At 67.7% G+C, this 23,086-nt stretch carries 21 protein-coding genes; 13 read left to right on the forward strand and 8 right to left on the reverse strand.

Annotated features, from left to right (window positions below; genetic code table 11):
• Positions 1-310 precede the first annotated feature (310 nt).
• A complete protein-coding gene (locus D7W81_RS24805; RefSeq protein WP_120557870.1) occupies positions 311-1,858 on the reverse strand; it encodes a phospholipase D-like domain-containing protein in 1,548 nt (515 codons plus the stop codon).
• 290 nt (positions 1,859-2,148) lie between these two features.
• On the opposite strand from D7W81_RS24805, the gene D7W81_RS24810 reads away from it, so the two are divergent.
• The 6 genes from D7W81_RS24810 to D7W81_RS24835 all read left to right on the forward strand — a co-directional run bounded on the left by D7W81_RS24810 (position 2,149) and on the right by D7W81_RS24835 (position 11,181).
• Positions 2,149-4,182, forward strand: coding sequence for an amylo-alpha-1,6-glucosidase (locus D7W81_RS24810; protein WP_120557871.1), 2,034 nt, complete (start codon positions 2,149-2,151; stop codon positions 4,180-4,182).
• A gap of 95 nt (positions 4,183-4,277) precedes the next feature.
• Complete coding sequence (locus D7W81_RS24815; RefSeq protein WP_244227403.1) at positions 4,278-5,213, forward strand: hypothetical protein; 936 nt, start codon at positions 4,278-4,280, stop codon at positions 5,211-5,213.
• Between the two features lie 30 nt (positions 5,214-5,243).
• Positions 5,244-6,206, forward strand: a complete 963-nt coding sequence (locus D7W81_RS24820; RefSeq protein WP_244227404.1) for a hypothetical protein — start codon at positions 5,244-5,246, stop codon at positions 6,204-6,206.
• Positions 6,207-6,397: 191 nt separating this feature from the next.
• Complete coding sequence (locus D7W81_RS24825) at positions 6,398-7,732, forward strand: hypothetical protein (protein WP_244227405.1); 1,335 nt, start codon at positions 6,398-6,400, stop codon at positions 7,730-7,732.
• A 53-nt stretch (positions 7,733-7,785) separates the two neighbouring features.
• Positions 7,786-10,107, forward strand: a complete 2,322-nt coding sequence (locus tag D7W81_RS24830) for a hypothetical protein (protein ID WP_244227406.1) — start codon at positions 7,786-7,788, stop codon at positions 10,105-10,107.
• Between the two features lie 81 nt (positions 10,108-10,188).
• Positions 10,189-11,181 carry a WD40 repeat domain-containing protein gene (locus D7W81_RS24835; protein WP_147445606.1) on the forward strand — a complete coding sequence of 331 codons (993 nt, stop codon included), beginning with the start codon at positions 10,189-10,191 and terminating at the stop codon, positions 11,179-11,181.
• A 209-nt stretch (positions 11,182-11,390) separates the two neighbouring features.
• On the opposite strand, the gene D7W81_RS24840 is transcribed toward D7W81_RS24835, so the two are convergent.
• A complete protein-coding gene (locus D7W81_RS24840; RefSeq protein ID WP_244227407.1) occupies positions 11,391-11,999 on the reverse strand; it encodes a tetratricopeptide repeat protein in 609 nt (202 codons plus the stop codon).
• A gap of 27 nt (positions 12,000-12,026) precedes the next feature.
• Here D7W81_RS24840 and D7W81_RS24845 point away from each other — a divergent pair, with 27 nt between their 5' ends.
• A complete protein-coding gene (locus D7W81_RS24845; protein ID WP_147445607.1) occupies positions 12,027-13,022 on the forward strand; it encodes a WD40 repeat domain-containing protein in 996 nt (331 codons plus the stop codon).
• 53 nt (positions 13,023-13,075) lie between these two features.
• Here the strand turns inward: D7W81_RS24845 and cdiI are convergent, their stop codons facing one another.
• Positions 13,076-13,426: a ribonuclease toxin immunity protein CdiI gene (gene cdiI / locus D7W81_RS42075; RefSeq protein WP_158621681.1), complete on the reverse strand. Its 351-nt coding sequence runs from the start codon at positions 13,424-13,426 to the stop codon at positions 13,076-13,078.
• Positions 13,427-13,767: 341 nt separating this feature from the next.
• Here cdiI and D7W81_RS24850 point away from each other — a divergent pair, with 341 nt between their 5' ends.
• A complete protein-coding gene (locus D7W81_RS24850; protein WP_120557875.1) occupies positions 13,768-14,682 on the forward strand; it encodes a hypothetical protein in 915 nt (304 codons plus the stop codon).
• Positions 14,683-14,750: 68 nt separating this feature from the next.
• On the opposite strand, the gene D7W81_RS24855 is transcribed toward D7W81_RS24850, so the two are convergent.
• On the reverse strand, positions 14,751-15,032 hold the full coding sequence (locus D7W81_RS24855; RefSeq protein ID WP_147445609.1) for a hypothetical protein: 282 nt from the start codon (positions 15,030-15,032) through the stop codon (positions 14,751-14,753).
• A gap of 203 nt (positions 15,033-15,235) precedes the next feature.
• On the opposite strand from D7W81_RS24855, the gene D7W81_RS24860 reads away from it, so the two are divergent.
• The 4 genes from D7W81_RS24860 to D7W81_RS24875 are packed head-to-tail and all read left to right on the forward strand — an operon-like array spanning position 15,236 to position 18,317.
• Positions 15,236-15,712: an EVE domain-containing protein gene (locus tag D7W81_RS24860; RefSeq protein ID WP_120557877.1), complete on the forward strand. Its 477-nt coding sequence runs from the start codon at positions 15,236-15,238 to the stop codon at positions 15,710-15,712.
• Complete coding sequence (locus D7W81_RS24865) at positions 15,709-16,299, forward strand: DUF4291 domain-containing protein (protein ID WP_120557878.1); 591 nt, start codon at positions 15,709-15,711, stop codon at positions 16,297-16,299. Before D7W81_RS24860 ends, D7W81_RS24865 begins: the two co-directional genes overlap by 4 nt.
• 52 nt (positions 16,300-16,351) lie before the next feature.
• Positions 16,352-17,491, forward strand: coding sequence for a bifunctional chorismate mutase/prephenate dehydratase (locus D7W81_RS24870; protein WP_120557879.1), 1,140 nt, complete (start codon positions 16,352-16,354; stop codon positions 17,489-17,491).
• On the forward strand, positions 17,484-18,317 hold the full coding sequence (locus D7W81_RS24875) for a prephenate dehydratase (RefSeq protein ID WP_120557880.1): 834 nt from the start codon (positions 17,484-17,486) through the stop codon (positions 18,315-18,317). The genes D7W81_RS24870 and D7W81_RS24875 overlap by 8 nt, the downstream gene beginning before the upstream one ends.
• On the opposite strand, the gene D7W81_RS24880 is transcribed toward D7W81_RS24875, so the two are convergent.
• Positions 18,307-19,443 (reverse strand): 3-deoxy-7-phosphoheptulonate synthase, encoded by a 1,137-nt coding sequence (locus D7W81_RS24880; protein WP_120557881.1) that lies wholly within the window; start codon positions 19,441-19,443, stop codon positions 18,307-18,309. The two genes, D7W81_RS24875 and D7W81_RS24880, sit on opposite strands and share 11 nt — an antisense overlap.
• 94 nt (positions 19,444-19,537) lie before the next feature.
• The gene (locus D7W81_RS24885) at positions 19,538-20,104 is read right to left on the reverse strand and encodes a tetratricopeptide repeat protein (protein WP_120557888.1); all 567 of its coding nucleotides are present in this window, start codon (positions 20,102-20,104) and stop codon (positions 19,538-19,540) included.
• Positions 20,105-20,367: 263 nt separating this feature from the next.
• On the opposite strand from D7W81_RS24885, the gene D7W81_RS24890 reads away from it, so the two are divergent.
• Positions 20,368-21,984 (forward strand): cation:proton antiporter, encoded by a 1,617-nt coding sequence (locus tag D7W81_RS24890; RefSeq protein ID WP_120557882.1) that lies wholly within the window; start codon positions 20,368-20,370, stop codon positions 21,982-21,984.
• On the opposite strand, the gene D7W81_RS24895 is transcribed toward D7W81_RS24890, so the two are convergent.
• Together D7W81_RS24895 and D7W81_RS24900 are read right to left on the reverse strand one after the other, a co-directional pair.
• Complete coding sequence (locus tag D7W81_RS24895; RefSeq protein ID WP_120557883.1) at positions 21,973-22,791, reverse strand: NAD-dependent epimerase/dehydratase family protein; 819 nt, start codon at positions 22,789-22,791, stop codon at positions 21,973-21,975. The genes D7W81_RS24890 and D7W81_RS24895 overlap by 12 nt on opposite strands.
• A gap of 112 nt (positions 22,792-22,903) precedes the next feature.
• On the reverse strand, positions 22,904-23,086 hold a 183-nt coding region (locus D7W81_RS24900; protein ID WP_279637848.1), incomplete at its 5' end, for a helix-turn-helix domain-containing protein.

Genomic DNA, 23,086 nt, shown 5'->3' on the forward strand with positions numbered 1-23,086 from the left:
GTGGGGGTGGTGTTCATGCTCGGAACCAGCATCGTGGGGCTGATGGGGGCCTCGATGAGCAACGGCATTGAAGCGGGCGTGCTGGGCATGGTCGGCCTGGCCCTGTACGGCGGCAGCGCGCTCTTGAATGGCAAGGCGGCGGAGCCCGCGGGCGTCGCGAAGCAGGCCTAGCGCTCACGCGAACGCGGTCTGAAACGCTGTAGGAAGTTCCAGGGCCTTCGGGCCGGATCAGCGAAGTGGGAAGCTTGGGGCTTCCTTCCGCTGCCGGCCCGTAGGCCCTTGTCATGTCCGGGCCCTGCCCTTCCCTTCTTCAGGGCTGGGGCGGCTCGGCTTCCGGAGCGTGCGCTTCCGGCAGGGCGCGCGGCTCCAGCGCCGCGGGGCGGGGCGGCACCTCCTGCTCCGGCAGCGGCTGCTGGGGTGTGCCCTGGGCTTCCTGGCGGCGCAGGCGCACGGCGCGGATCCACAGGGCGATACCGGCCCAAGCCCCCACGAGCGCCACCGGCACGGCCACGACGTGGGGCCAGTAGAGCGCCACTCCCGCCAGGGCCAGGGGCACCACGCCCGCGCCGAAGACGACCTTGGATTCGGTGTGGCCCAGTTCGCGGTGGTTGGCGACGGCGGCGCCCACGGTGTTGCCCAGGCGCACCGCGCCCGCGGCCGCGCGGCTCATGCTGTTCCGCCGTCCGGGAGCGCCCCGCTGCGAGCGCGGGAGTGGAGGCGCGGTCTTCAAGCGCCGCTCCTTGCCGCTGAGCACCACCTCCGTCGCGTGCTCCAGGTCCTGGAGGTACATGGCCTCCATGCGCTGGGCGAAGGGAGCGTCCTCCACGGCGACGTCGATTTCGGAGTTCCCCAGCCAGCTCGCGGGGTTGAGGTTGGACGAACCGACGCGCGCCCAGAGGCCATCCGCCACGGCCGTCTTGGCGTGGAGCATGGTGCCATTCCATTCATAGACGCGGATGCCGGCCTCCAGCAGGGGGCGGTAGCCGGCCTGGGTGAGCGGGCGCAGCGCGGGGATGTCGCTGCTGCCAGGCACGAGCAGCCGCACGTCCACGCCGTCGCGCGACGCGGCCCGGAGCGCCTGGACATAGGTCGCGGTGCCCACGAAGTACGCGTCGGTGAGCCACAGCCGCTTGCGCGCGAGCGACGCGATGAGCTGGTCCACGCGGAAGAGGCCCGCGCTCCAGGGCACGCCGGCCACCACGCGCAGGGACACGTCCCCCATGGGCACGGAGGCGCGAGCGGACAGGCAGCCATCCTCATCCAAGGGAGGCCCCACGGTGCTCCAGCCCTGGGCGAAGGCGCGCACGAGGTCCGCCACGGCGGGGCCGCGGATCTCCAGGCCGGTGTCGCGCCATGGGGCCACGCCCTTCTGGGCGTCACCCACCCACTTGTGGCTCACGCACAGGCCGGAGACGAAGCCCACCTCGCCGTCCACGGTGAGCGTCTTGCGGTGGTTGCGGCCCAGCCACGCCAGGGGCCGGTCGAACTGGAAGGGATTGAAGCAGCGCACCTCCACACCCGCGTCACGAAGGGAGTTCCAGTAATGACGGGACGCGGTCCCCTGGCAGCCCAGCCAGTCATAGAGGACGCGGACCTGCACGCCGTCGCGGGCGCGGGCGGCCAGCGCCTCCGCGAAGCCGCGGCCCACCTCGTCATCTTCAATGATGTAGTTCTCGAAGAGGATGGAGCGCTGCGCCTGCTGGATGGCGCGCAGCCACGCGGGATAGTTCTCGCGCGCGTCGCGCAGGAGCTGCACGTCGTTGCCCGGCACGAGCGGCGCGCCGGCGGCGCGGGAGAAGACCTGCTCGGCCAGTCCGTGCTGACGGCCGGTGATGCCCGCTGACTTCACGATGGCCACGCCGTGTCTCCTCGGGAAATCGGAGCGCGCCCGAAGGCTCTGGGTGAGGTGCGGAGCCCGGAAGCGGGTCGCAAGGGTTCCGGGCGAGGGGATTCCGGCGCGCTCGCGGCGGTGGCGAGGGCCTGGCCGTCCGCCTGTCCTCCTCACCCTACCCCTCCCACGAGTCTCCGCCCAGTTGTTATCCAGTGACTAGGCCCGCCACAGCGGAATGGGCATGCCTCCGATTCCAGAGGATGGACGGTGGCCGGACACACCCCGCTCGTGTTGACGAGTGAGGAGGAGACAAAGGCGTGAATGCACCAGTCCCTGCCCTGCCCCGCCTGTCATTCGACTTCCCGGACGGCGCCGACTTCAGCGCCGGCGTGAAACACGAGTGGCTGCTGACCAACGGCCGCGGGGGCTACGCCTCCAGCACGGTGGTGGGCTGCAACACGCGCCGCTACCACGGCCTGTTCATCCCCACGCTGGAGAAGCTGGGCCGCACGGTGCTGATGGCGAGGCTGGAGGAGGCGGCGCTGGTGGAGGGGAAGCGCTACCGGCTGACCTCCGAGGAGCGCGCGGACGGCAGCGCGATAGAGGACGGCGCGAGGCACCTGCGGCACTTCCACCTGGAGGGGCTGATTCCCGTCTGGGAGTACGCGGTGGGAGGGGCGCGGCTGCGCCGGCGAATGGTGATGGTGCACGGCGAGGACACGGTGTTCCTCGAGTGGGAGCACCTGGCCGGTCCGGAGGTGACGCTGCACCTCAGGCCATTCCCGGTGCTGCGTCCACACGACGGACCGCTCCTGAAGGAGGTGGGTGAGCCCATCGTCACGCTGCGAGGCCCGCTGGTGGAGCTGCGCAACGGCGAGGACGGGCCCGTGCAGCGGATGCGCCTCTATTCGGAAGGGCCCACGCCGTTCGTGAGCCTGGCGGAGACGTCCCAGCCGCAGCACCTGCGGCTGGAGAAGGCGCGCGGGTATGACTTCACGGAGGTGCAGCACTCACCGGGCTACTTCTCGGCCACGCTGAAGTCCGGGAGCACGCTCGCCTTCGGGCTCACGACGGAGAAGCCGGTCCACCTGCTGGAGCGCAAGCCCGCGGAGGTCTTCGAGCGGGAGCTGCTGCGGCAGCAGCGTCTGCTGGAGCAGGCCCCGGAGCACGCGCGCACGAGTGTTCCGGCGAGGCTGGTGCTGGCGGCGGACCAGTTCATCATCGATCCGCCCAGGCCGGCGGACGCCGCGTGGGCGCGGTCGATGGGATTGGACGCAAGGAGCGTCATCGCGGGCTACCCGTGGTTCACGGACTGGGGCCGGGACACGATGATCAGCCTGGACGGGCTGACGCTGGCCACGGGGCGCTACCGTGAGGCGGCGGCCATCCTGCGCACGTTCCAGCGCTACGTGCGGGACGGGCTCATTCCCAACTACTTCCCGGACGGAGAGAACGAGGGCGTCTACCACACGGCGGACGCGACGCTCTGGTTCTTCCATGCGGTGGACCGCTACCTGGAGGAGACGGGAGACGAGGCACTGCTGCGCGAGCTGTTCCCGACGTTGCAGGACATCGTGGCGCACCACCAGAAGGGCACGCGGTTCCAGATTGGCGTGGACCCGGCGGACGGGCTCCTGCGGCAGGGGCAGGAGGGCTACCAGCTCACCTGGATGGACGCGAAGGTGGACGGCTGGGTGGTGACGCCGCGCCGGGGCAAGGCGGTGGAGATCAACGCGCTGTGGTTCAACGCCCTGCGGCTGATGGCGGGCTGGGCGGAGCGGCTGGGACAGGACGCGGGGCCGTACCGGAGCGCGGCGGAGAGGGCCCAGCAAAGCTTCAACCAGCGCTTCTGGAACGAAGCGGGCGGATGCCTCTACGACGTGGTGGACGGAGAGGACGGCCGCGAGGACGCGCACGTGCGGCCGAACCAGGTCTTCGCCATCTCATTGAAGCACCCGGTGCTGAAGCGCGAGCGGTGGGCGCAGGTGCTGGAGGTGGTGCGCCGGGAGCTGGTGACGCCGGTGGGGCTGCGAAGCCTGGCGCGGGGGAGCAAGGACTACAAACCCACGTACGACGGAGACCTCCGCACCCGGGACGCGGCCTATCACCAGGGCACGGTCTGGGGTTGGCTCATCGGGCACTACGTGGACGCGACGTTGAAGGTGGCCCCGGACCTGAAGGCCGCACGGGCCCTGCTGTCTGGAATGGAGGACCACCTGTCGCACGCGGGCATCGGACAGATTTCCGAAATCTTCGACGCGACGGAGCCCTACCGCCCACGAGGCTGCTTTGCCCAGGCCTGGAGCGTGGCGGAGGCGCTGCGGGTGTTCAGCAAGACCAACGTGGGGTGAGCTGCCCGTCACGCCGCCGTCACGCCTGCCATCCCAAGGTGCTTCTCACGTTCACACGTCTTCTGGCGTGTCGAGCAACGGGAGAAGCACGAACAATGGCTACCGCACCCAAGAACACTGGCTTCCTGAACATCCCACGCTCCGTCATGCGAGTGGGAAGGACCTTCGCCGCGCTCCACCTCGCCCTCGTGAGCCTGGCAATGGGAGGCTTCCCGAATGATGCACGGGCTGAGGGACTGACGGCGGCCTCGTCACAGTATGTCCAGGAGATCTCCCTCGACATGTGTAACTGGGCGAACCGGCCCAGCCAGAGTGTCTGCACGGCCCAGCACCCCAATGACAGCTGGAGCAGCTGGGATCGGACCCATACCGTGCCTTGCGCAGGCCCCACCGCGTCTCCGCCCTCCACGTACTGGTTTGATCTGTCCCCCACCGTGCCTGCTCCGCTTGACGGCTACAATGGCCGCCATACCCAGCAATGGAACTGGCCGGACGGCCGTTACCTCAGCGGCTGGGGCCAGTCCGTCATCCACTGCCCGTCGAATCCCTCCCAGTGGGGGACCAGCCTCTTCACCATGCCCCTGCTGACGGCCAAGTCAGACCATGCCTTCCTTCGGATTCCCGGGTTCTTGAGCCACTCCCAGGCCCGGTATGTGCGCGGACAGGTCAAGGTCCTTCTCTACGCACAGCGGCCCGTGACCGTCAGTCTCCCTGGAATCGACATGTCAGCGACGCTCGCGCTTCAGACGCTCGGTCTGGACGATGTCTGGCGTGACGTCGCGACGAGAGTGCTGCCCGCGCCGGGTTCGCATAGGGGGATCGGCGTTCATGAGTTCTTCGAGATCGAAGCCCTCATTCAACCCTACACGCCGGTCCGGGTGGAGCTGCGCGCCAACACGCTCCCCCCGCTTCGCGTCGCGGATGCGGATTACATCTGGGAGAACTACAACCTGGTCGCGGACATCATCGACGCGCGCCTCATCCTGCCGGATTGTATTCCGGACCAGTCCCGTCCCGGGTTCTGTCTGTAATTCCCCCTGAAATCACCCAACGGAGCCTTCATGAAGATGCGATTGCTGGTCGCAGGGGCGACGTGCGCCCTGTTGCTGCCCACCGCGACCCACGCGGCGGATGTCCATGACGTCATTTCCCCCACCCGGTGCGAGCTGCGCTTCAACCGGCTGATGAACTGCCAGTTTCCGCAGGCCCTGCTCACCACCCCCACGGCGGAAACCGCCGTGCCGCTCCGGACGACGCTCCGCTCCGTCGTGTCTGGCAATTGTTCGACCCAGTACCCGCTGGAGGCCCGGGCCGAAACGACGGGAGCGCCGCCCGTCTTCATCCCCTATCTCCAGAACAACAAAGAGGTCCGGCTGCGAGCGGCCGGAGGCGCGCCCGTGAGTGCCTTCACGCTGAGCGATGCGTCCACCTGGACGGCCTCCGCGGTCCTCGACGGCAGTTGCCGCATCAAGCTGGAGGTCTCCTGGAACGAGGTGGACGTCTCCAGCACGGCCGAGGCCCAGGCGCTCATCACCGCCCTGGACGCGGACATCGCCGCCGCGGAAGGCCACGCGGCCCGGATGGAGGAGCTGATGCTCTACCAGCGCGCCTACGCGCTCATGTCCAGCCTGGCAGACCGCTTCCGCGTCGAACTCTCCAACGAGACCATGCAGGAGCTCCGGGCCGCTGCGCTCGAAGCCGGCCCCGCCGTGGAGTCGATGATCCTCGACTGCGGGGACCTGTCCATGGAGGAGCGCCTGGCGCTGCTGCGCCTCCACGGCTCGCTCTGGGTGCTGGGCAAGCCCGAGGACTGGCAGCGTCCGGACGGAACGGTCATGACCCTGGAAGACCACCTCGGCCCGGGCGCGGCGGAGATCCTCGCACGGCTGAACGCGATCCTCGCGCGCCAGGGCGGAAATCCCCCGGACTACGCCCAGCTGTACGAGGCCGCGAAGACCGAGGTCCTCCGCCTCAAGAACAAGAAGTCATTGGCCATGACCCAGCTCGCGCCCTGGCTGCCCTGATGGACTCCCGAACCATGAACCCATTCTCTTATCTCCACGGTCTTGGAGCCGCGCTCGTGGCGGCGCTGAGCCTGAGCTGCTCACCCCAACCCAAGACAGACAAACCCCCACCCGTGCAGCCCCAGCATCAGGCCCAGCAAGCCTACGTTCCCGAATTCTGCGCCTCCGTTCCCATCGGCAGCGTCGAGTGTGTGTTCGCCCCTCAGACGCCCCAGGTGGTCTACGACAGGATCGACAATCGTCTGGCCAGTCGGTGCGGCTCGGACCTCGCGTGCCGCTACCAGGTCATCAACCTGTGGGTGGGGGCCCCCCCGTCGCAAGCCTCCACATCCGAGCTCGTCGTCTGGCTGGACGCGCAGCGGCAGGTGACGGACTTCTTGAAGAACTCCCAGAAGAGCGCCGAGACCCTGCTTGAAAGCCTCAAGATCCACGCAGTGGATCGGTCCAACCGCATCAGCGAGCAGAGGTTCATCATCTCCCAGGTCACCGAACGCGTGGACAGGATGAGCACGCACGCGGAACAGGAGGTGAAGGCGAAGGCCAGCGCCTACCAGGACCCCATCGTGCTGGAGGCGGCGGACGTCAAGGCGGGCATGACCCGGTTGGACCTGCGGATCGCCGAGGCCCGAACCACCCTGGAGGCGCTGAGTCCCCAGGTGGTGTCGCTCGTGGGGCAGTTCGAGGCGTACAGGAACACGGAGGCCGCCTCCATCGCCGCGCTCCAGGCCCTGGCCGCCCAGGCGTCCACGGCCGGCTTCCAGGGGCTGGAAACCGCCATGCTCACGGCGGCCGACCTCTCCCATCAGGAAAGCGGGGCGACCACCGCGTTGGTCACGGAAGCCCGGAGGCTGCGCTCGCTGCTCGCCCGCGCGCAGGAGGAGTACACGGACAGCCTGGTGCCCCAACGCGAGCTCATCGCGACGCGCGGTCTGCGCATGGGGGACCTGGTCGTGGGGGAAAGGAAGATGGTGGAGGGTATCGAGGGCTATTGCGAAGCCCGCAAGCGCAAGACGCTGACCACCCTGGAACGGCTGTTGGAGGGGATGAAGCAGCGGCGGGAGGCCCTCATCGCGTTGGAGGCGGATCAGGCCACCCGGCAGGCGCTGGCGGACGAGGCGTTCCTCACGGCCTCCCAACGCTTCCTGAGTGACGTCACCCCCCGGAGCACCCAGCTCTGGCAGGTGGCGCCCAAGAGCACGGTGCTGAAGCTGTCATTCCTGTCGGAGAAGTTCGACCAGATGGAGTCGTATCTCCAGTTCGAGCCCGCCTGCGCGCCTCCCGCGGCGGGAACCCGCTCCTGGCGGGAGGCGGGGTGTGTCGCCATGCGGCGGGACTTCTCCCGCGTCAGGTCCTGGAGGACGTCCACGCTCCCCGGCACCCTGCGGCTCAACGTGGCCATGATGCGACAGGCGGGGAGCGTGCCCGCGGCGCTGCTGGCCGAAGTGGAAGCCCTGACGGCCGCGGGGCAGCTCAAGGCCGCCGCCACGGTCCATGACGCCGCCCTGCGTGTGTCGGACGGTTTGTGAGGACCGCCATGCCCCATGCATTCACTACCGCCCTTCGTCCTCGAGCATTCCTGATGCGAAATCTTCTGCTTGCGCTGGCATTGACCCTGTTCATGGTCCCCACGGCCCGCGCGGCCGAATATGAAATCCACTGGGAGTCCCTCTCCTACGTATCCCAGGGAAGCAACGTCGACCCGGTCCTGTCCAACGAGGGGGACCCCTACTTCAACGTCAACCAGATCCCCCTGCCGACCTACACGCTTCCCTACCAACACCGGGTCGCGAAAAACCTCGACCGCTACAATGCCTTCCACGCCTTGTTTGATTCGATATTGCTGCGCCCGGGCGACAACCGCTTCGACTTCCGCGTCCAAACCCAGAATGGGAACCAATGGACGAAGACGTCGGAGCTCGTCAAGCTGCGGCGTCCGGGCCAGCCCTCCATCACCCTGTTCTCGTTTCAGCGCATCGGCACGGGCTTTCAGGGAAGGACAAACATCAGCTTCGGGCTGCGCGAGCTGAACCCTGGCCTGGCGGATCGCATTGACAGGCTTGAGCGGAACATCAACGAGGACCGCAACAGGCTCCTGGACAACGCGAATCGGATCGCCAACCTGGGTGCGCAGCAGGCCCGGCTCGACAGCCTTGAAGACGAGCTGGAAACCCTGCTCCAGAAGGGCTTCGACGAGCTGACCGCGGCGGAGCTCGACGCGCTGCTCAGGCGTTATCCGGACGTGCCCACCGCGACCCGGCAGGCGCTGGTGGAGCTCGTGGAGGACCTCAAGAAGAACGTCGAGCAGCTTCGCGCGGAGATCGCCCGCATCACCACGGAGCTGGGACTGCACGTGGACGAGGCCTCCTCCCTGGTCGAAGCCGCCGTTGCGCAGGCGGGCCATGACCTGAGCTCAGCGGACCATTTCGAGCCGGGCGATGGGCTGGACGACGTCCCGGACGTCACGGTGCCGGAAGTCGTTCCCAATGGGGACTTCGACCCCGAGCACGACCCCTATGCCGCCTACGCGCAGCAGGTCCTGACCCGTCTCCAACAGCAGATGGGCAACACGGCCAGCCTGGATCGGCTGGGCTTCCTGAGCACGGTTCGCGCCTGGCGCACCAATGTGGGGGCCATGCAGCGTTCGCTCGAGACCCGGACAGCGGTCTCGACCGAGGAGTGGGCGGCCTTCCTCAATGCCCGCCAGACGGTGGCGACCTATGTGCGGAGCTTCATGGATGAGTCGGACTGGTTCCTGGACAGTCCCATCCCCGTGGACATGCGCGTCCGGCTGGATTCCGTACTCATGGCCCGGACGCCCCAGGCGGCCACGGCCCTGAAGGATGCGCTGTCCGGCTGGGATTCGACGATGACGCCCGAGGAGCGGCTGCTCCTCGACACCATCAATGCAGTGCTCCACGGAGCGGCCGCGTCCATCTTCAGCGTGGACCTCCCCGCCCTGTCGGAACTGACGCGGCTCACGAACGCCGTCGCCACGGCGGCCGTGGAGGTCAGCAGGTTCGCGGTGGGCTTCACACCGGTGGGAGACGTGCTCGACCTGTGCGAGGCGGTGACCGGCAAGAAGTTCTGCATGCCGGGCGGCGAGGAGCTTTCCACGGAAGAACGGATTGCTTCGGGCCTGGGTGTCATCATCGGAAGCGGTGCCTTCTGGCACGGCGTCATGGCCATGGCCCCCGTCGCGGGGCGCGTTGGACGCATCCTGGACAACCTGGTGCTGGACCTGGGAGCCGCCGAGGCCCGCCTGCTGCGGAGCCGGCTGGGGGAGAGCGCCCTCTCCCACCTGGAGGACCTCACCGGCGCGCAGATCAAATTCCTCGCGGACACCTATGGGGATACGTTCATCACCACCTTCGCCCACTCGGTCGGCGGAAGCGCGATGCAGAAGGTGACCACCCTGAAGATCGATTGGCTATGGGACAGGCTCGTCAACGACACGCTTTTCGTGAAGAACTTCGGTTTGGCCGTGCGCAACATGCCCCCCATGAAGGGGATGATTCTGCCGGAGGTGGAGTTGATCCTGGCCCAGAAGGGCTTCGTCAAAAGGTCGGCCACCGCCGCGCAGGATGTTTGGGCACACCAAGACGGGTCCATTGTTCGCGTCGCACTTCAAGGCACGCAGGCACGCCCGCGACTCCATCTCAAAAAAGAGGTTTCGCACACCCCTGGCCAATGGGCGCCCGATGACATCGCCGCCAAACTGACGGACGACAACGTCATTGTGCCAGCACTGGACCCTCGCGCATGGAATGCCCTCAATCAATGGTTCCGCCAGGCAACGATGGCCAAGTCGAAGAACGCCTTCGCGAGGCACTTGACCGAGCAGGAGTCGAAAATCTTGCTTAAAATCTGGGGTGATGCCACCCACGTGGATCTGACTCCGTAACCTGTGACGGCGGGGGTGCATCTTCGCACCTCCGCTGTCCGTTGCGTTCGCTGTGCCAGCACCTTGAAGCATGGAGTGAACATGAAGCCGCTTCTGCCTGTCATCACCCCGAACAATGCGGCGCGCCTGACGCGCGTGCGACAATTGGGCTCACCTCGAACCGAAGTCGGCAGGGGACAACACCTTGGATTCGCTCCGACAGGCAATCACCTGTTCGCCAAGGACAAGAGCGGCTCGGGAATGCGCTGGTGGAAGAGTCTTGGCGACGCGGAGGAAACCGCCGGTGACGGCGAATTCACGCTGGCTGCGTTCAAGCCGGGCTTCATCCGCGACAGCAGCATCGTGGGTATTGGCGCGCCGGTCGCGGCGGCCGCCGTGCCCTGGCGGTATCGACTCATGGATTTGTCTGTCGAAAACGGCGAGCTTCGGCGTGAGGCCGCGCTGCCCTCCACCGTTTCAGGTTTTGGCACCTCCTGGAATGACCTGGCGCTGGTGCTGATGGAGGAAGACGAAGCACAGTTGTGGAACCTGGATACCTGGAGGCTGGTGCGCGGCCTTGGCGGCATTGATGCTCCCGCCAGGGTCACTGGCTGTGCATTCTCTCCCGAGGGGCGCTACGTCGCGGCAGTCGGAACACTCGATGACGGAACGCAGTCGGGCATCTGGCTCTGGGATTTGGAAAAGGGCACCGGGCCTGACTATCTGCCGCTGACAGCACGCTTCATATGGAGTGTGGCATTCCATCCGTCGGAACCCCTGCTGGTCGCAGGTGGAGACACCATCGTTGTCGACGTGGTCGATGTGAAGGAAGTCCGCATCACGAGGACCCTCAAGAACTTCTACTGCCTCCCCAGCAGTCTCAACTTCAACCCCGCAGGAGACCTGCTGGTCGTCGGCGGTGCAGGCCAGAGCTTCGCCGTCCACCGGTTCGACACGGGCGCGAGGATGTTCAGCCATGAGGACGATAACGAATTTCAATCGAGTGACGCGCTCTTCTCACCCGATGGCCGATTCATCGCCTGGGGACAGGGAGACGGGACCGTTGGGCTGTGGGGCGTGGCCTCCGTGTCTTGACGTCTCAAAACCCTGCGTGCCATGACTCCCAGAAGTAGTTGCGACGCCACTTCTGGGGGGAAGCCGTGCGCCAATAAAGTCCACCGTGGTCGCCGTCGTCACGATCATCGTGCTGCTCCTCAAGGGCCGCATCCCGGAGGCCTTGATCCTCCTGGCGCTGTTTCTGTGCGGAGGCGCTGCGGGTGTTCAGCAAGACAAACATCGGTTGACTAGGCTTTCTCAAGCTTTCGCATCCGTCTGGTGGCCTTGGCATGTCCCAGGGCCGCGGCGTCACGGAAGTGACGCATGGCTCGCGCCTTGGATTTGGGCACGCCGTCGCCTTTCTCGAACATCAACCCCAGGTTGAACGAGGCACTGGCATGCCCCTGCTTCGCCGCCAGTCGAAACCAACCAAAGGCACGCATGGGGTCTGGAACAAGGCCCACGCCATTGGAATAGTTGTAGCCCAGGGCAAGCTGCGCTTCCGCGTATCCTCCCTTCGCGGACGTTTCGTAATACGCGTTGGCCTTCTTCAGGCTCTTGCGGACACCCTTTCCCAGCTCATACGCAAGGCCCAGGTTGAACGCCGCGACGTCATCTCCCAGTCCGGAGGCCTTCTCCGTCCACATCCGGGAGCGCTTCGGATCACGCCGGACGCCATCTCCGTAGAGGTAATGGAGCCCCACGTTCGTCATGGCCTCCATCTTCCCGAGCCGCGCCGCCGTGAAGTACGCCTCGAAGAGGGCCTTTCGGTCGTCAGGCCGCTTCTCCTCGATCGTCCACGCCTTCTCCATGGCCACGTCCGCCAGTGACTTGACGGGCGGAGTCTTCTTTCCCACGCGCGTTTCCATTCCGGCCTACACGACATGAGCCTGACAGACCTGACCCGTGCGGTCATCACCGCTGCGAATGCGCCCGGCCTGAAGCATGTGCGGCAGCTGGGCTCCCCGCTCGACTCCGTACGCTGGGAGAGGCTCTGCTTTGACCCGTCAGGCACCCGGCTGCTCGCGAAAGACGCCTGGAGTTCCCGCCTGCGGTGGTGGAACCTGGACACGGCAACGGACGTCGCCAGCGGCTCGGTGGAGCTGAAGATGGAGCCCATCGAGGCCCTCTTCCACGGCTCGAATCACATCGTGACCGCAGGGCCGCCGGTCGCGGAGGCCGCTGTCACCTGGAGGCCCCGGCTCATGGCCTTCTCCACGACGGACGGCTCGCTCTGGCGTGAGGAAACCCTCTCCGCGCCCGCCACCGGGTTGGCCATGTCCCGGGACGGCATGCTGCTGGCCGTCCTGGAACGGGGCGAGGCCCTCCTCTGGGACGTGGCGGCCTGGAAATGGATTCGTGACCTGCAAGGCGTTGAGTGGCACGTCCAGGTCAAGGCGTGTGCATTCTCCCAGGACTCACGATTCGCGGCCGCGATCGTGAACTATTACAACCATGACCAGGCAGCTCTCTACCTCTGGAATCTGAAGGCGAGCTCTCGTCCCTGGGTTCATCCCCTTGGGTTTCAGTTCGCGGCGAGCGTTGCATTCCACCCCACGCTGCCCCTGCTCGTCGCCAGAGGCGTCCACGAGGTCGTGGTGATGGATGTGAATGAGCGTCGAGTCCTGAGGAGATTCAACGACTACAGTCACTACGTGACCAACCTCGACTTCAGCCCCGATGGGGAGTTGATGGTCTCGTCCGCTGGCGGCCGGGGCTTCGCGCTCTACCACTTCGATACCGGCGAGCTGTTGCTCAGCCATTCGAACGGCGATGACCTCGAGACGGGGGATGCGGTCTTCTCACCCGATGGCCGCTTCATCGCCTGGGCCAAGGGGGATGGAACCGTGGGTCTGTGGAGTGTAGGCCCCGCGCCTTGACGCTCCCAAACCAGCGGATGCCTTACCCAGGAATCGCCGAACACCAATCCATCTCACAACCCGACGAATCCCGGAAGTCCGCCCAGAATAGACTCCAGCTCTGCTCGGTGTTCCGGCCGCACCTCAACATGGGCCCTACACGCCGCCACGGCGAATCTAACAAAGACATCATAATCCACAACAACCACCTCCTCAAACAAAGAGAACCTCACGCCGTCAAAACGTTCCTCCCATGGGTCAAGCGACCCAGGAAATTCACACGAAGCAACATCAAGAAAATAGCTGACTCCAGCCACCAGGTCCCTCATGACCTGGACAAACCTCCCTCCCGAAATGCCATTAAAGAATGCCTGCACGGGAAAGAGACGGTCTGTGTCGGAGACTAACTGCACTCTATTTCCCACTGTTCACCTCATCTGGAAAATCGACAAATGTCTTAACCGCACCAAGATCATCCAAGTATCCTCGGATAGGGACGCCTTCAGGCGTAGTTCCTGTCCACTCTCTTGTGAGCTACCCTCTCGACTGAGCTTCTGCCGCAGCCTCCCGCCCCCACCGCGGCATCACGTCATCCGGAATCACGTGCCGAAACCCAGAACCCGCCTATGAGCGCAGGCCGCGCCAGCATCGACCCGCCGTTCTCAACGGGGCTGTGGGGCTTGAGCCGCGTGCCTTGACGTTCCAAAACAGGGCGTGCCATGAACCCTCCTGAAGCGACGGAGAGCGCCACTTCAGGGGGGAACACATGGTCCGGTTCATCCGGTTCATCGTTGATGGCAATGGGCTGGAGGCCCTAGGCATCCTGCTCCTGGTACTCCTCGTGCGGTGGGTGTTCTCACTCATCATCGCGCCCAAGACGCCCGACAGTGACACGCTGCTGGGAGGCAATGCACCACCGCCTCCCGCGCTCACGCCGGAGCTCGCTGAAACATCCTCCTCACCGGTTCCCATGCTGCTCGGAATCGGGATCCTCGTCGTGGTGGTGGGAAGCATCCTGATCATCAATTTCGACAGCGGGGGCCGCCTCCACGTCATCGCCAGCGGCAAGGCCCCCGGACGGGAGTTCGACCTGCGTGTGGATACCAACCCCGTGGAGCCAGTGCTTCTCGTCGGCCAACACCACGCCTATCCGATTTCCAGCGGGCCCCACGAAGTCCATCTGTTTGATCCCGGTATCGGCATCTCACGCTTCTTCCGCGTCGACATCCAGGAGGGCGATGCCTTCATGCTGTCCGTTCATTCGGACACCTGCGCCGTCCAGATCGACATGTCGCCGCTCACCTATGGCCGGCCCACGCGAAGGCAGCGGAGTGGCATCGACGTGCGCACGCTCCCGGTAGTGGCCCGCTTCACGGACACGAAATCACCCCTGCGCATCCCCGAGGATGCCGCCCTGTCCTTCAACGAGCTGCCGGAAAAGCTGCCCCAGGGGGGGACCGCCAGCATCCTGTTGCCCCTCCCCTGCGCCCAGGCCCAGGATGACCGGAGCAGCTGGGCCGCGGTGCGGACGATCTTCCCTGGACTCGACGACGCCGCCCGGCGCGTGGGCTACACGGACGAGGACCCCACCCGGGATGAAGTTTCCACCATGGACAACGCGCAGCTCTTGGAACTCCACGAGCGCCAGGGCGCGGCGCTGGCGCGCGAAACGCCCCCCTGAGCCAAGGAGAGTCCAGGTGTCCAGGCCAGTCCCGTGGCCATGATCACCTCGGTAAGAAAGGAAAAGCCTCACACGTGGGGCCAGAGCAACCACTTCTCGATGTTCTCAACCAACACAGCGAGGCTGCGCGTTTCACAAGCCACCACGGGACGCTCCCAGTCCTCGCCACGAAGCAAGACAGCTCGAAACGCCCCATCCGGCCTGGAGTCCGGATACCAGCCGACGTCCAGCAGCAAATCCTTCCGAGGATTACGAAACTGTAGAAGATCCTCGGTGAAGCACAGCCAGAACTGGAGATCATCCGCTGCCCCATCGGGCGCCAACTGACTCAATTCGTTATGCTCAATCATCCACCCCCCTGGAATCCGGAGAGGCTGCCTGGGAGGTTGTGGCATCGGATCCGTAAAAATCATCCTATCCGTCAGAGACATTCTCATCCCTCCTTCGCATTTCGAGTTTCCAAACAGGCATCCCCAGCAATCCGCTGCGTTGCTTCAGAGCAAGGGCACGGAGTTGGCGCACGAACCATCGCCCTGAGCTAGGGTGCGCCGCCATGGCGACTCTGCGGTACTGGTTGATCAAGAGCGAACCCTCCGTCTACGCGTACGCGAAGCTGGAGGAGGACGGCAGGACGGAGTGGACGGGCGTGCGCAGCTTCGAGGCGCGCAACAACCTGCGGGCCATGACGCCCGGGGACCTGTGCCTCTACTACCACTCCAATGAGGACAAGGCCGTCGTCGGCGTGGCCTGCGTCCTCTCCAAGCCGGGCCCGGACCCCACCGCCCCGGGCGAGGACTGGGCCTCCGTGGACGTGGGCCCCGTGGTCGCCTTCACCGCGCCGGTGACGCTGGCCACCATCAAGGCCACGCCCGCGCTCAAGGATTTCCCGCTCATCACCCGCAGCCGGCTCAGCGTAACGCCCACCCCCGCCGAGCACTTCGAGCTCGTCCTCAAGATGGGCAAGACGCAGCTGCCCAAGACCGCGTCCGCGAAACCCAAGCCGAAGCCCAAGTCCAGAGCCACCCCATGAGCGCCGCCCGCGAAGTCCGCGCCGACTTCGACCGAGCCACCATCGTGATGTACCAGGCCTATTCCGACGCCATCGCGGACGTGGCCTTGAAGCAGCAGAAGTTCGGTCCTCCGTTCTCCGTGGGCCGGATGACGTGGATCAAACCCAGCCTCCTGTGGCTCATGCACCGCTCCAACTTTGGCCGCAAGAGCGGCCAGGAGCGCACGCTCGCGGTGCGGATCAAACGCTCGGGTTGGGAAGAGGCGCTGGGCTCCGCCGTCCTCACCGGCTACGAGCCCCGCGCTCACAGCTCACCGGACGCGTGGCGCAAGGCCTTCGACACCGCGCCCGTCCACGTCCAATGGGACCCCGAGCGCACGCTGCGCGGCGCGGGCCTGCCCCACGACAGCATCCAGGTGGGCCTGAGCCGCGCCGTCATCCAGCGCTTCGTGGACGACTGGACCGTGTCCATCACCGACCTCACGCCCCTGGTCCAGAAGCTGCGCAAGCACATGGATGACGGCCGCGCGGACCAGGCCACGCGCCTCCTGCCCAAGGAATCCGTCTACCCGGTGCCTCCGGAGCTCGCCCGGCGCCTGGGAATGTGAAGGGCGCTCCAGAGAAGTCCGCGCCTCCAACCTGAGTTGTTATGTTCCGGCCATGGCGGACATCCCCACCCTGGAGACCCTGCGGACGCAAATCGAACGCATCGATGAGGACATCCTCGATGCGCTCCAGCGGCGCATGGCCCTGGCCGACGACGTGGCGCGCGCCAAGCTGGTGACGGCCTGGCCCTTCCGGGACCCGCAACGCGAGGACCTGCTCCTGCGCAAGCTGCGCGGCCGGGCAGCGGAGCGCGGCCTGGACCCGCACGAAATCGAGCGCCTCTACCGCGTCATCCTGGACATGTCCGTGGCCCGGCAGCAGGCCCTGGTGACCCGGCTGGACACCACGCCCCTGCGCGTGGGGTACCTGGGCGTCGAGGGTTCCTACAGCCACCTGGCCGCCCGTCAGCGCTACGGCCACCGTCCGGGCGGCGTGCTCCTCACGGGCTTCGACTCCGCCCGTCAGGCCGTGGAGGCCCTCAAGCAGGGTGAGCAGGACCTGCTGCTCCTGCCCATCGAGAACACCACCGCCGGAAGCATGAACGAGGTCTACGACGTGCTCGCCGCGGGCGACGCCGTCATCACCGGCGAGGTGGTGAGCCAGGTGGACCACCGGCTCCTGGGCTTGAAGGGCGCGAAGCTGGAGGACCTGCGCGAGGTGCTGTCCCATCCGCAGGCGCTGGCGCAGTGCGAGGAGTTCCTGCGCACGCACGTGCCCGGGGCCCGCGCCGTGCTGGGGCCGGACACCGCCATCGCCGCGCAGATGGTCGCGGACCGCAACGACGTCACCGTGGCCGCCATCGCCAGCGAGTCCGCGGCGAGCCGCTTCGGGCTCGTGGTGCTCGCCAGCGACCTTCAGCCCGGCTCGGACTTCACGCGCTTCGTGGAGGTCGCGCGCCAGCCCACGCCGCTCGCGCCGGACGTGCCGTGCAAGACGTCGCTGCTCGTCGTGCTGGAGCACCGTCCAGGCGCGCTGGGCCAGGTGCTGCAACGGCTCACGCAGCGTGGGGTGAACCTCTCCAAGCTGGAGTCGCGCCCCATCCCGGGTGCGCCGTGGCAGTACCGCTTCTACCTGGACGTGGAGGGCCACGCCGCGTCCGCCGCGGTGACGGCGGCGCTGGACGACCTGCGCCCGCTCACGTCGTCGCTGCGCGTGCTGGGCACGTACCCACGCGCGGAGCCCGTCGATGGCTGATGCCGCCCCCCGCCGCATCGCCTTCCAGGGTGAGCGCGGCGCGTACGGCGACGAGGCCACGGGCGCCCTCTTCGGCGCCTCCGTGACGCGCATCCCCTGCCCCACCTTCCGCGCCGTCTTCGAAGCCGTCGCGCAGGGCACGGTGGACGGCGGCGTGGTGCCCATGGAGAGCGCGCTCGCGGGGCCGGTGGCGGAGGTGGTGGACCTGCTGCTGGAGTTCACCCCGCCCATCGCCGGGGAGTTGCGCCTGCGCGTGCGCCACTGCCTGCTCGCGCCGCCGGGCCGCACGCTGGAGGGCCTCACGCGCGCGCTGTCGCATCCGCAGGCGCTGGCGCAGTGCTCGGGCTGGTTGAGGAAGCACCACCTGGAGCCCGTGCCCGAAGCGAACACCGCAGTGGCGGCGCGGCGCGTGGCACAGGAAGCCCTGGAGGGAACGGCGGCCATCGCCAGCCGGACCGCGGCGGAGCTCTACGGCCTCACGGTGCTGGCCGAGGGCATCGCGGACTCGCCGGACAACGCCACCCGCTTCCTCGCGGTGGGCCCGGCCGTGCCGCCGCATCTCGGTTCGCGGTGGAAGACGTCCGTGGTGCTCACGCTCGATGACGGCCCTGGCGCGCTCGCGGGCGTGCTCATGGCCTTCGCCGCGCACGGGGTGAACGTCGCGCGGCTGGAGTCGAGGCCCGGCGGTGTCCGCGCCTGGGACTACCGCTGGTGCCTGGACGTGGACGGCGCGGTGGACTCCGCGCCGGTGAAGGCGGCCTTGGGCGAAGCCCGGAGCGTCTGCACGTCGCTCCGGGTCCTGGGCAGCTACGCGCTCAGCGACTGACGGCCGCGGCCTTGGCGCCCGCCTGCGTCCCGTCGCCGTTGCGCACGGCCTCCGTGTACGCGGCGCGCACGATGTTCGTGTAGCGCTGGAGCGCGCCCAGCTGCTCCAGGCGCAGCGCCTGCGGCCCGTCGCACAGCGCCTTCTCCGGCGTCGGGTGGAAGTCCACCAGCACCATGGACGCGCCCGCGATGAGGCCCTGGCCAATGGCATGGAAGATGTCCGGCAGCCCGTCCGGAGGGGCCTCCGCGCGGCCAATGGCGTGCGAGGGGTCCACGCACACCGGCATGCGGGTGAGGCGGCGCACCACCGGCACGTGCGCGAAGTCCACCATGTTGCGGTGCGGGTCGCCCAGGTGCGTCTTCACGCCACGCAGGCAGAAGACAATCTTGGGGTTGCCCTCGCTCGCCACGTACTCGCACGCGTTGAGGGACTCCTCCAGCGTGATGCCCATGCCGCGCTTGAAGAGCACCGGGAAGGCGCGCTGCTGGCCAATCTGCTTGAGCAGCTCGAAGTTCTGCGCGTTGCGCGTGCCCACCTGGAGCATCACGCCCGTGGGCGCCCCCGACTTCTTCAGCGCGTCGTTGATCTCGTCGATGTGGCGCGGGTGCGTCACCTCCATCGCGATGACCTTGATGCCGTGCTTGCCCGCGGAGTCGAACACCCAGGGAAGGCACTTCGCGCCCAGGCCCTGGAACTCGTACGGGTTGGTGCGCGGCTTGTACGCGCCCATGCGCGTGGTGGTGATGCCGCAGCGGGCGAGCGCCGCCATCATCGCGTCCACGCTCTCCAGCGAATCCACCGCGCACAGGCCGGCGAAGAGGTTCACCGAGCTGTCGCCGAAGCTGACGCCGTTGTAGTCAAAGCCCGCCGTGGTGCGCTGACCGCCGTGCCGGCCGATGATGCGGTACTTCTGCGAGACGCGGACCACCTGGCGCACGCCGGGCAGCTGCTGGAAGGGCTCCAGCGGAACCTGCGCGGTGGAGCCCAGCAGGTACAACTCCGTGATGGTGGACTCGGCGCCCTGGACCACGTGGGCACGCGGGGTGACGCCCTCGTACTGCGAAGCGAGTTGGAGGACGGCGTTCACGACGGATTCGGGGGAATCCGGCTCGAGCATCACGATCATGCGAAGGGTTCTCCTGGTGGGGGGGCCGCTCGGCATTCAACACCGGCGTCCCACCCTTTCCCTCCGCATTTGTAAAAATTTGATACGGGCGGCCTCAGGAGGAGGCGGGGCGCAGCCGGGTCGCCATCTGGGTGTAGTGCTCCCGCTGGGTAGGGTCTCCCAGGTGCTCCCAGACGTCGGCCAGGGCCTTGGCCGCCTCCACGTAGGCGGGCGACAGCTCCAGCGCCAGTTCGAAGACCTGACGGGCCAGCCGGTAGCGGGCCTTGTCTGGCCGCCGGCCCTGGGTCAGCAGGGCGTTACCCAGGTGGTAGACCTCGATGGCCGCGGCCTCCCTGTACCCGGGTGTGGGGTTGAGTTGAACCGCCCGGTTCATCAGGAGGGAGGCGGCCTCCGGTTCGCCCAGCTCCAGCTGGCAGAGCGCGGCCTCACGGTGGGGATCCGCCGCGGACAGGTCCAGCTCGATGGCGCGCTGGAAACCCTTCAGCGCCTCCTCGGTGCGCCCCAGCTGCTTGAGGGCGAAGGCCTTCGCGGTGAGCGCGGGAAAGTGGCGCGGATCCACGGCGAGGACCTGATCAAATGACTGGAGCGCGGCCTCGTGGTTGCCGGCCATGGAACGGTGGACGCCCTCGTTGAACGCCGCGAACAGCAACGACCTGGACATCTTCTGTTCCCCCATCGAACTGGGTTTCGCGCAAGCCGCGCGCTTCCACGCGGCCCGAAGGCGGAAGCCTGTCACCGGGGGACCCCGCCTCGCAAAGGTGTGCCCTGATTCCGGCTGATGGCATCCATCGCGATCCGCTGATGACGCACGGAGCCCTCCACGGAACGCCCGCTTCCGCCGTCCGGAATTCGCCACTGTCCGCGGACGCCCGTCCTGGGCTAGGTCGCGGGGAAATCCCCGGTGGACTGCTCCGCGAGGCCTTCATGCTGGTGTTCGAGATCGTCATCGGGCTGCTGCTGGGAGGCGCGGGGCTGGCGGCGCTGTCCCGGCGGCTCGGCACGCCCTACCCCGCGCTGGTGGCGCTGGCGGGGGCGGTGCTGGCGCTCGTGCCGGGGAGCCCGGAGCTGGTGTTGGATCCGGAGCTGGCGCTCACCCTGTTCGTCGCGCCGGTGCTGCTGGACGCGGCGTTCGACGCGTCCCCCCGGGATTTGCGCGCGAACTGGCGGCCGGTGGCGGGGCTCGCCCTGGGCGCGGTGGTGCTCACGGTCATCGCCGTCGCGGTGGCGGTGCGGGCGATGGTGCCCGGCATGCCCTGGGCGGCGGCCATCGCGCTGGGCGCCATCGTCGCGCCCCCGGACGCGGCGGCGGCCACAGCGGTGCTCAAGCAGCTGAAGCCTCCGCACCGGCTGCTCGTCATCCTGGAGGGCGAAAGCCTGTTCAACGACGCGAGCGCCCTGCTCATCTACCGGCTCGCGCTGGGGGCCGTGGCCGCGGGCGGCGTGCTGGGCTGGAGCGCGGTGCCCATGCTGCTCGTCGTCATGGTGGGCAGCGTGGCGCTGGGTGTGGGGCTGTCGTGGGTGAGCCTGCGCATCAACTTCCTCGTGGAGGACGTGGCCACGGCCGTCATCACGCAGTTCGGCAGCACGTTCGCGGTGTGGATCCTCGCCGAGCGGCTGCACCTGTCCGGCATCCTGACGACCGTGGTCTACGCGATGAGCATCTCCCGCACGGCCTCCATCCTGACGCCCGCGCGGATCCGCATCCCGTCCTACGCGGTGTGGGAGGTGGCGACGTTCGTGCTCAACGTGCTGGCCTTCGTGCTCGTGGGCTTCCAGCTGAAGACCATCGTCGCGCGCTTCGACCGGGAGACGTGGCTGGAGTACGGCGCCATCGCGGCGGTGGTGACGGGCGCGGCCATCCTCGCGCGCTTCGCCTGGGTGATGGGCGCGGGGGCGTTCACCCGCTGGAGGCAGCGCAAGTCGAAGTCCACCCCCGTCACGCTCTCACCGGGCGCGGCGGTGCTGGTGGGCTGGTGCGGAATGCGCGGCATCGTGACGCTCGCGGCGGCGCTGGCGCTGCCCACGGGGCACGACGGTGTCGCGGCCTTCCCCTACCGGGACCTCATCCTCTTCACGTCCTTCTCCGTGGTGCTGGGGACGCTCGTGGTGCAGGGGATGACGCTGCGGCCCCTGATGACGCGGCTGAGGCTGGACGACGACGGCGAGGTGGACCACGAGGTGCGGCTCGCCCGCGTGGAGACGCTGCGCGCGGGCCTGGAAGCCTCGCGGGAGTCCCCAGGCACGGAGATGTCCGCCCTGGTCCGGCGCCGGTACGAGCTGCAGCTGCGGCGCGCGCGGCAGCTCCTGGAGGAACATGCGCTGACGAGCCCGGGGACGCATGCGGGCCCCAGCTCGCCCTGGGGGCCGCCCACCGCGGACGCGGACATGGTGCGCACCGCGATGGCGGCCGGACGCAAGCGACTGGCGGACCTCCGGGCGGACGGCACCATCGGGGACGCGGCGTTCCAGCAGGTGGAGCAGGAGCTGGACTGGTCGGAGCTCGACCTGCAGCAGATCCTCCGCGCGGAGTCACCGGAGTAGGGGCAACTCGCGAGCCTCCTCCTCCAAAGCCGCGAGGAAGCCGGTGGTGAAGTCCGGGAAGCGCGGCGTCCAGCCAAGGGCCTCCAGCTTCGCGGCGCTGATGGCGCGGTCGCCCCGCAGGGATTCATGGAGGGACTCGAAGGGCACGCGCGCCGGCATGGGGATTCCCATCAGGGGACAGAGCCATGCGGCCGTCTCCTCCAGCGTCGCGGGCCGGCGGTCGGCCACGCAGTAGATTTCGCCGGGGCCGCCGCGCTCGAGCACCACGCGCACCGCGTCCACCAGGTCGTCCACGTGGATGCGGGACAGCCGTCCCCCACCCGACTCCGGGATGCGCGCCGTGCCCGCCTTCAAGCGTCCAATCGAGCCGCGCCACGGGCCATAGATGCCCGCGATGCGCATGACGCTAGCGCCCAGGGGAAGGAAGCGGGCCTCCGCCTCCAGCCGGGCGCGAGCGACCGCGGAGGTCGTATCCACCGGGGTGGCCTCATCCACGTGCCCGCGAGCGGAGCCATAGACGCCCGTGGACGACAGGTACACGAGCCGGGAGGGACGCGAGCCGGACAGCGCCTGCGCGAAGCGGGCATCCAGCCCGGCCTCCGGAGGAACGGAGTCCACCACGTGCGAGCCCTCCGCCCGTGACAGCGCCTCTTCCAGCGACACCACCCGGACACCCGCGTCCTCCAGCACCGCACGGCGCGAGGCATCCCGGGTCGTGGCCAGCACCTCCCGCCCCGCGCGGGCCTCCGCCACCGCGAACCGCGTGAGCGTGTAGCCACAGCCAAGCAGGATGAGCGGAGCGGTCATGCCCTCCGCGATACCGGGCCAGACCCGCTTCGTGCAAGGCCCGCCCCAAAGAGAACGGCCCTCCTCCCGTCATCCGGAAGAAGGGCCGTCGTCTCACGTCTTCAGGGACGGCCTAGAACTCCGCGCTCGCGCGAGGGTCGATGATGCCGCACTCCTTGATCTTGTAGAGCAGCGCCTTGTAGCTGATGCGCAGCTTGCCGGCGGCGCGGCGCTTGTTCCACGCGGTGCGCTGGAGCATGGCCAGTATCGCCTCGCGCTCCGCGAGCATCGCCGCGCGCTTGCCAATGTCCTTGAG

Source organism: Corallococcus aberystwythensis (assembly GCF_003612165.1).
Lineage (GTDB): Bacteria > Myxococcota > Myxococcia > Myxococcales > Myxococcaceae > Corallococcus > Corallococcus aberystwythensis.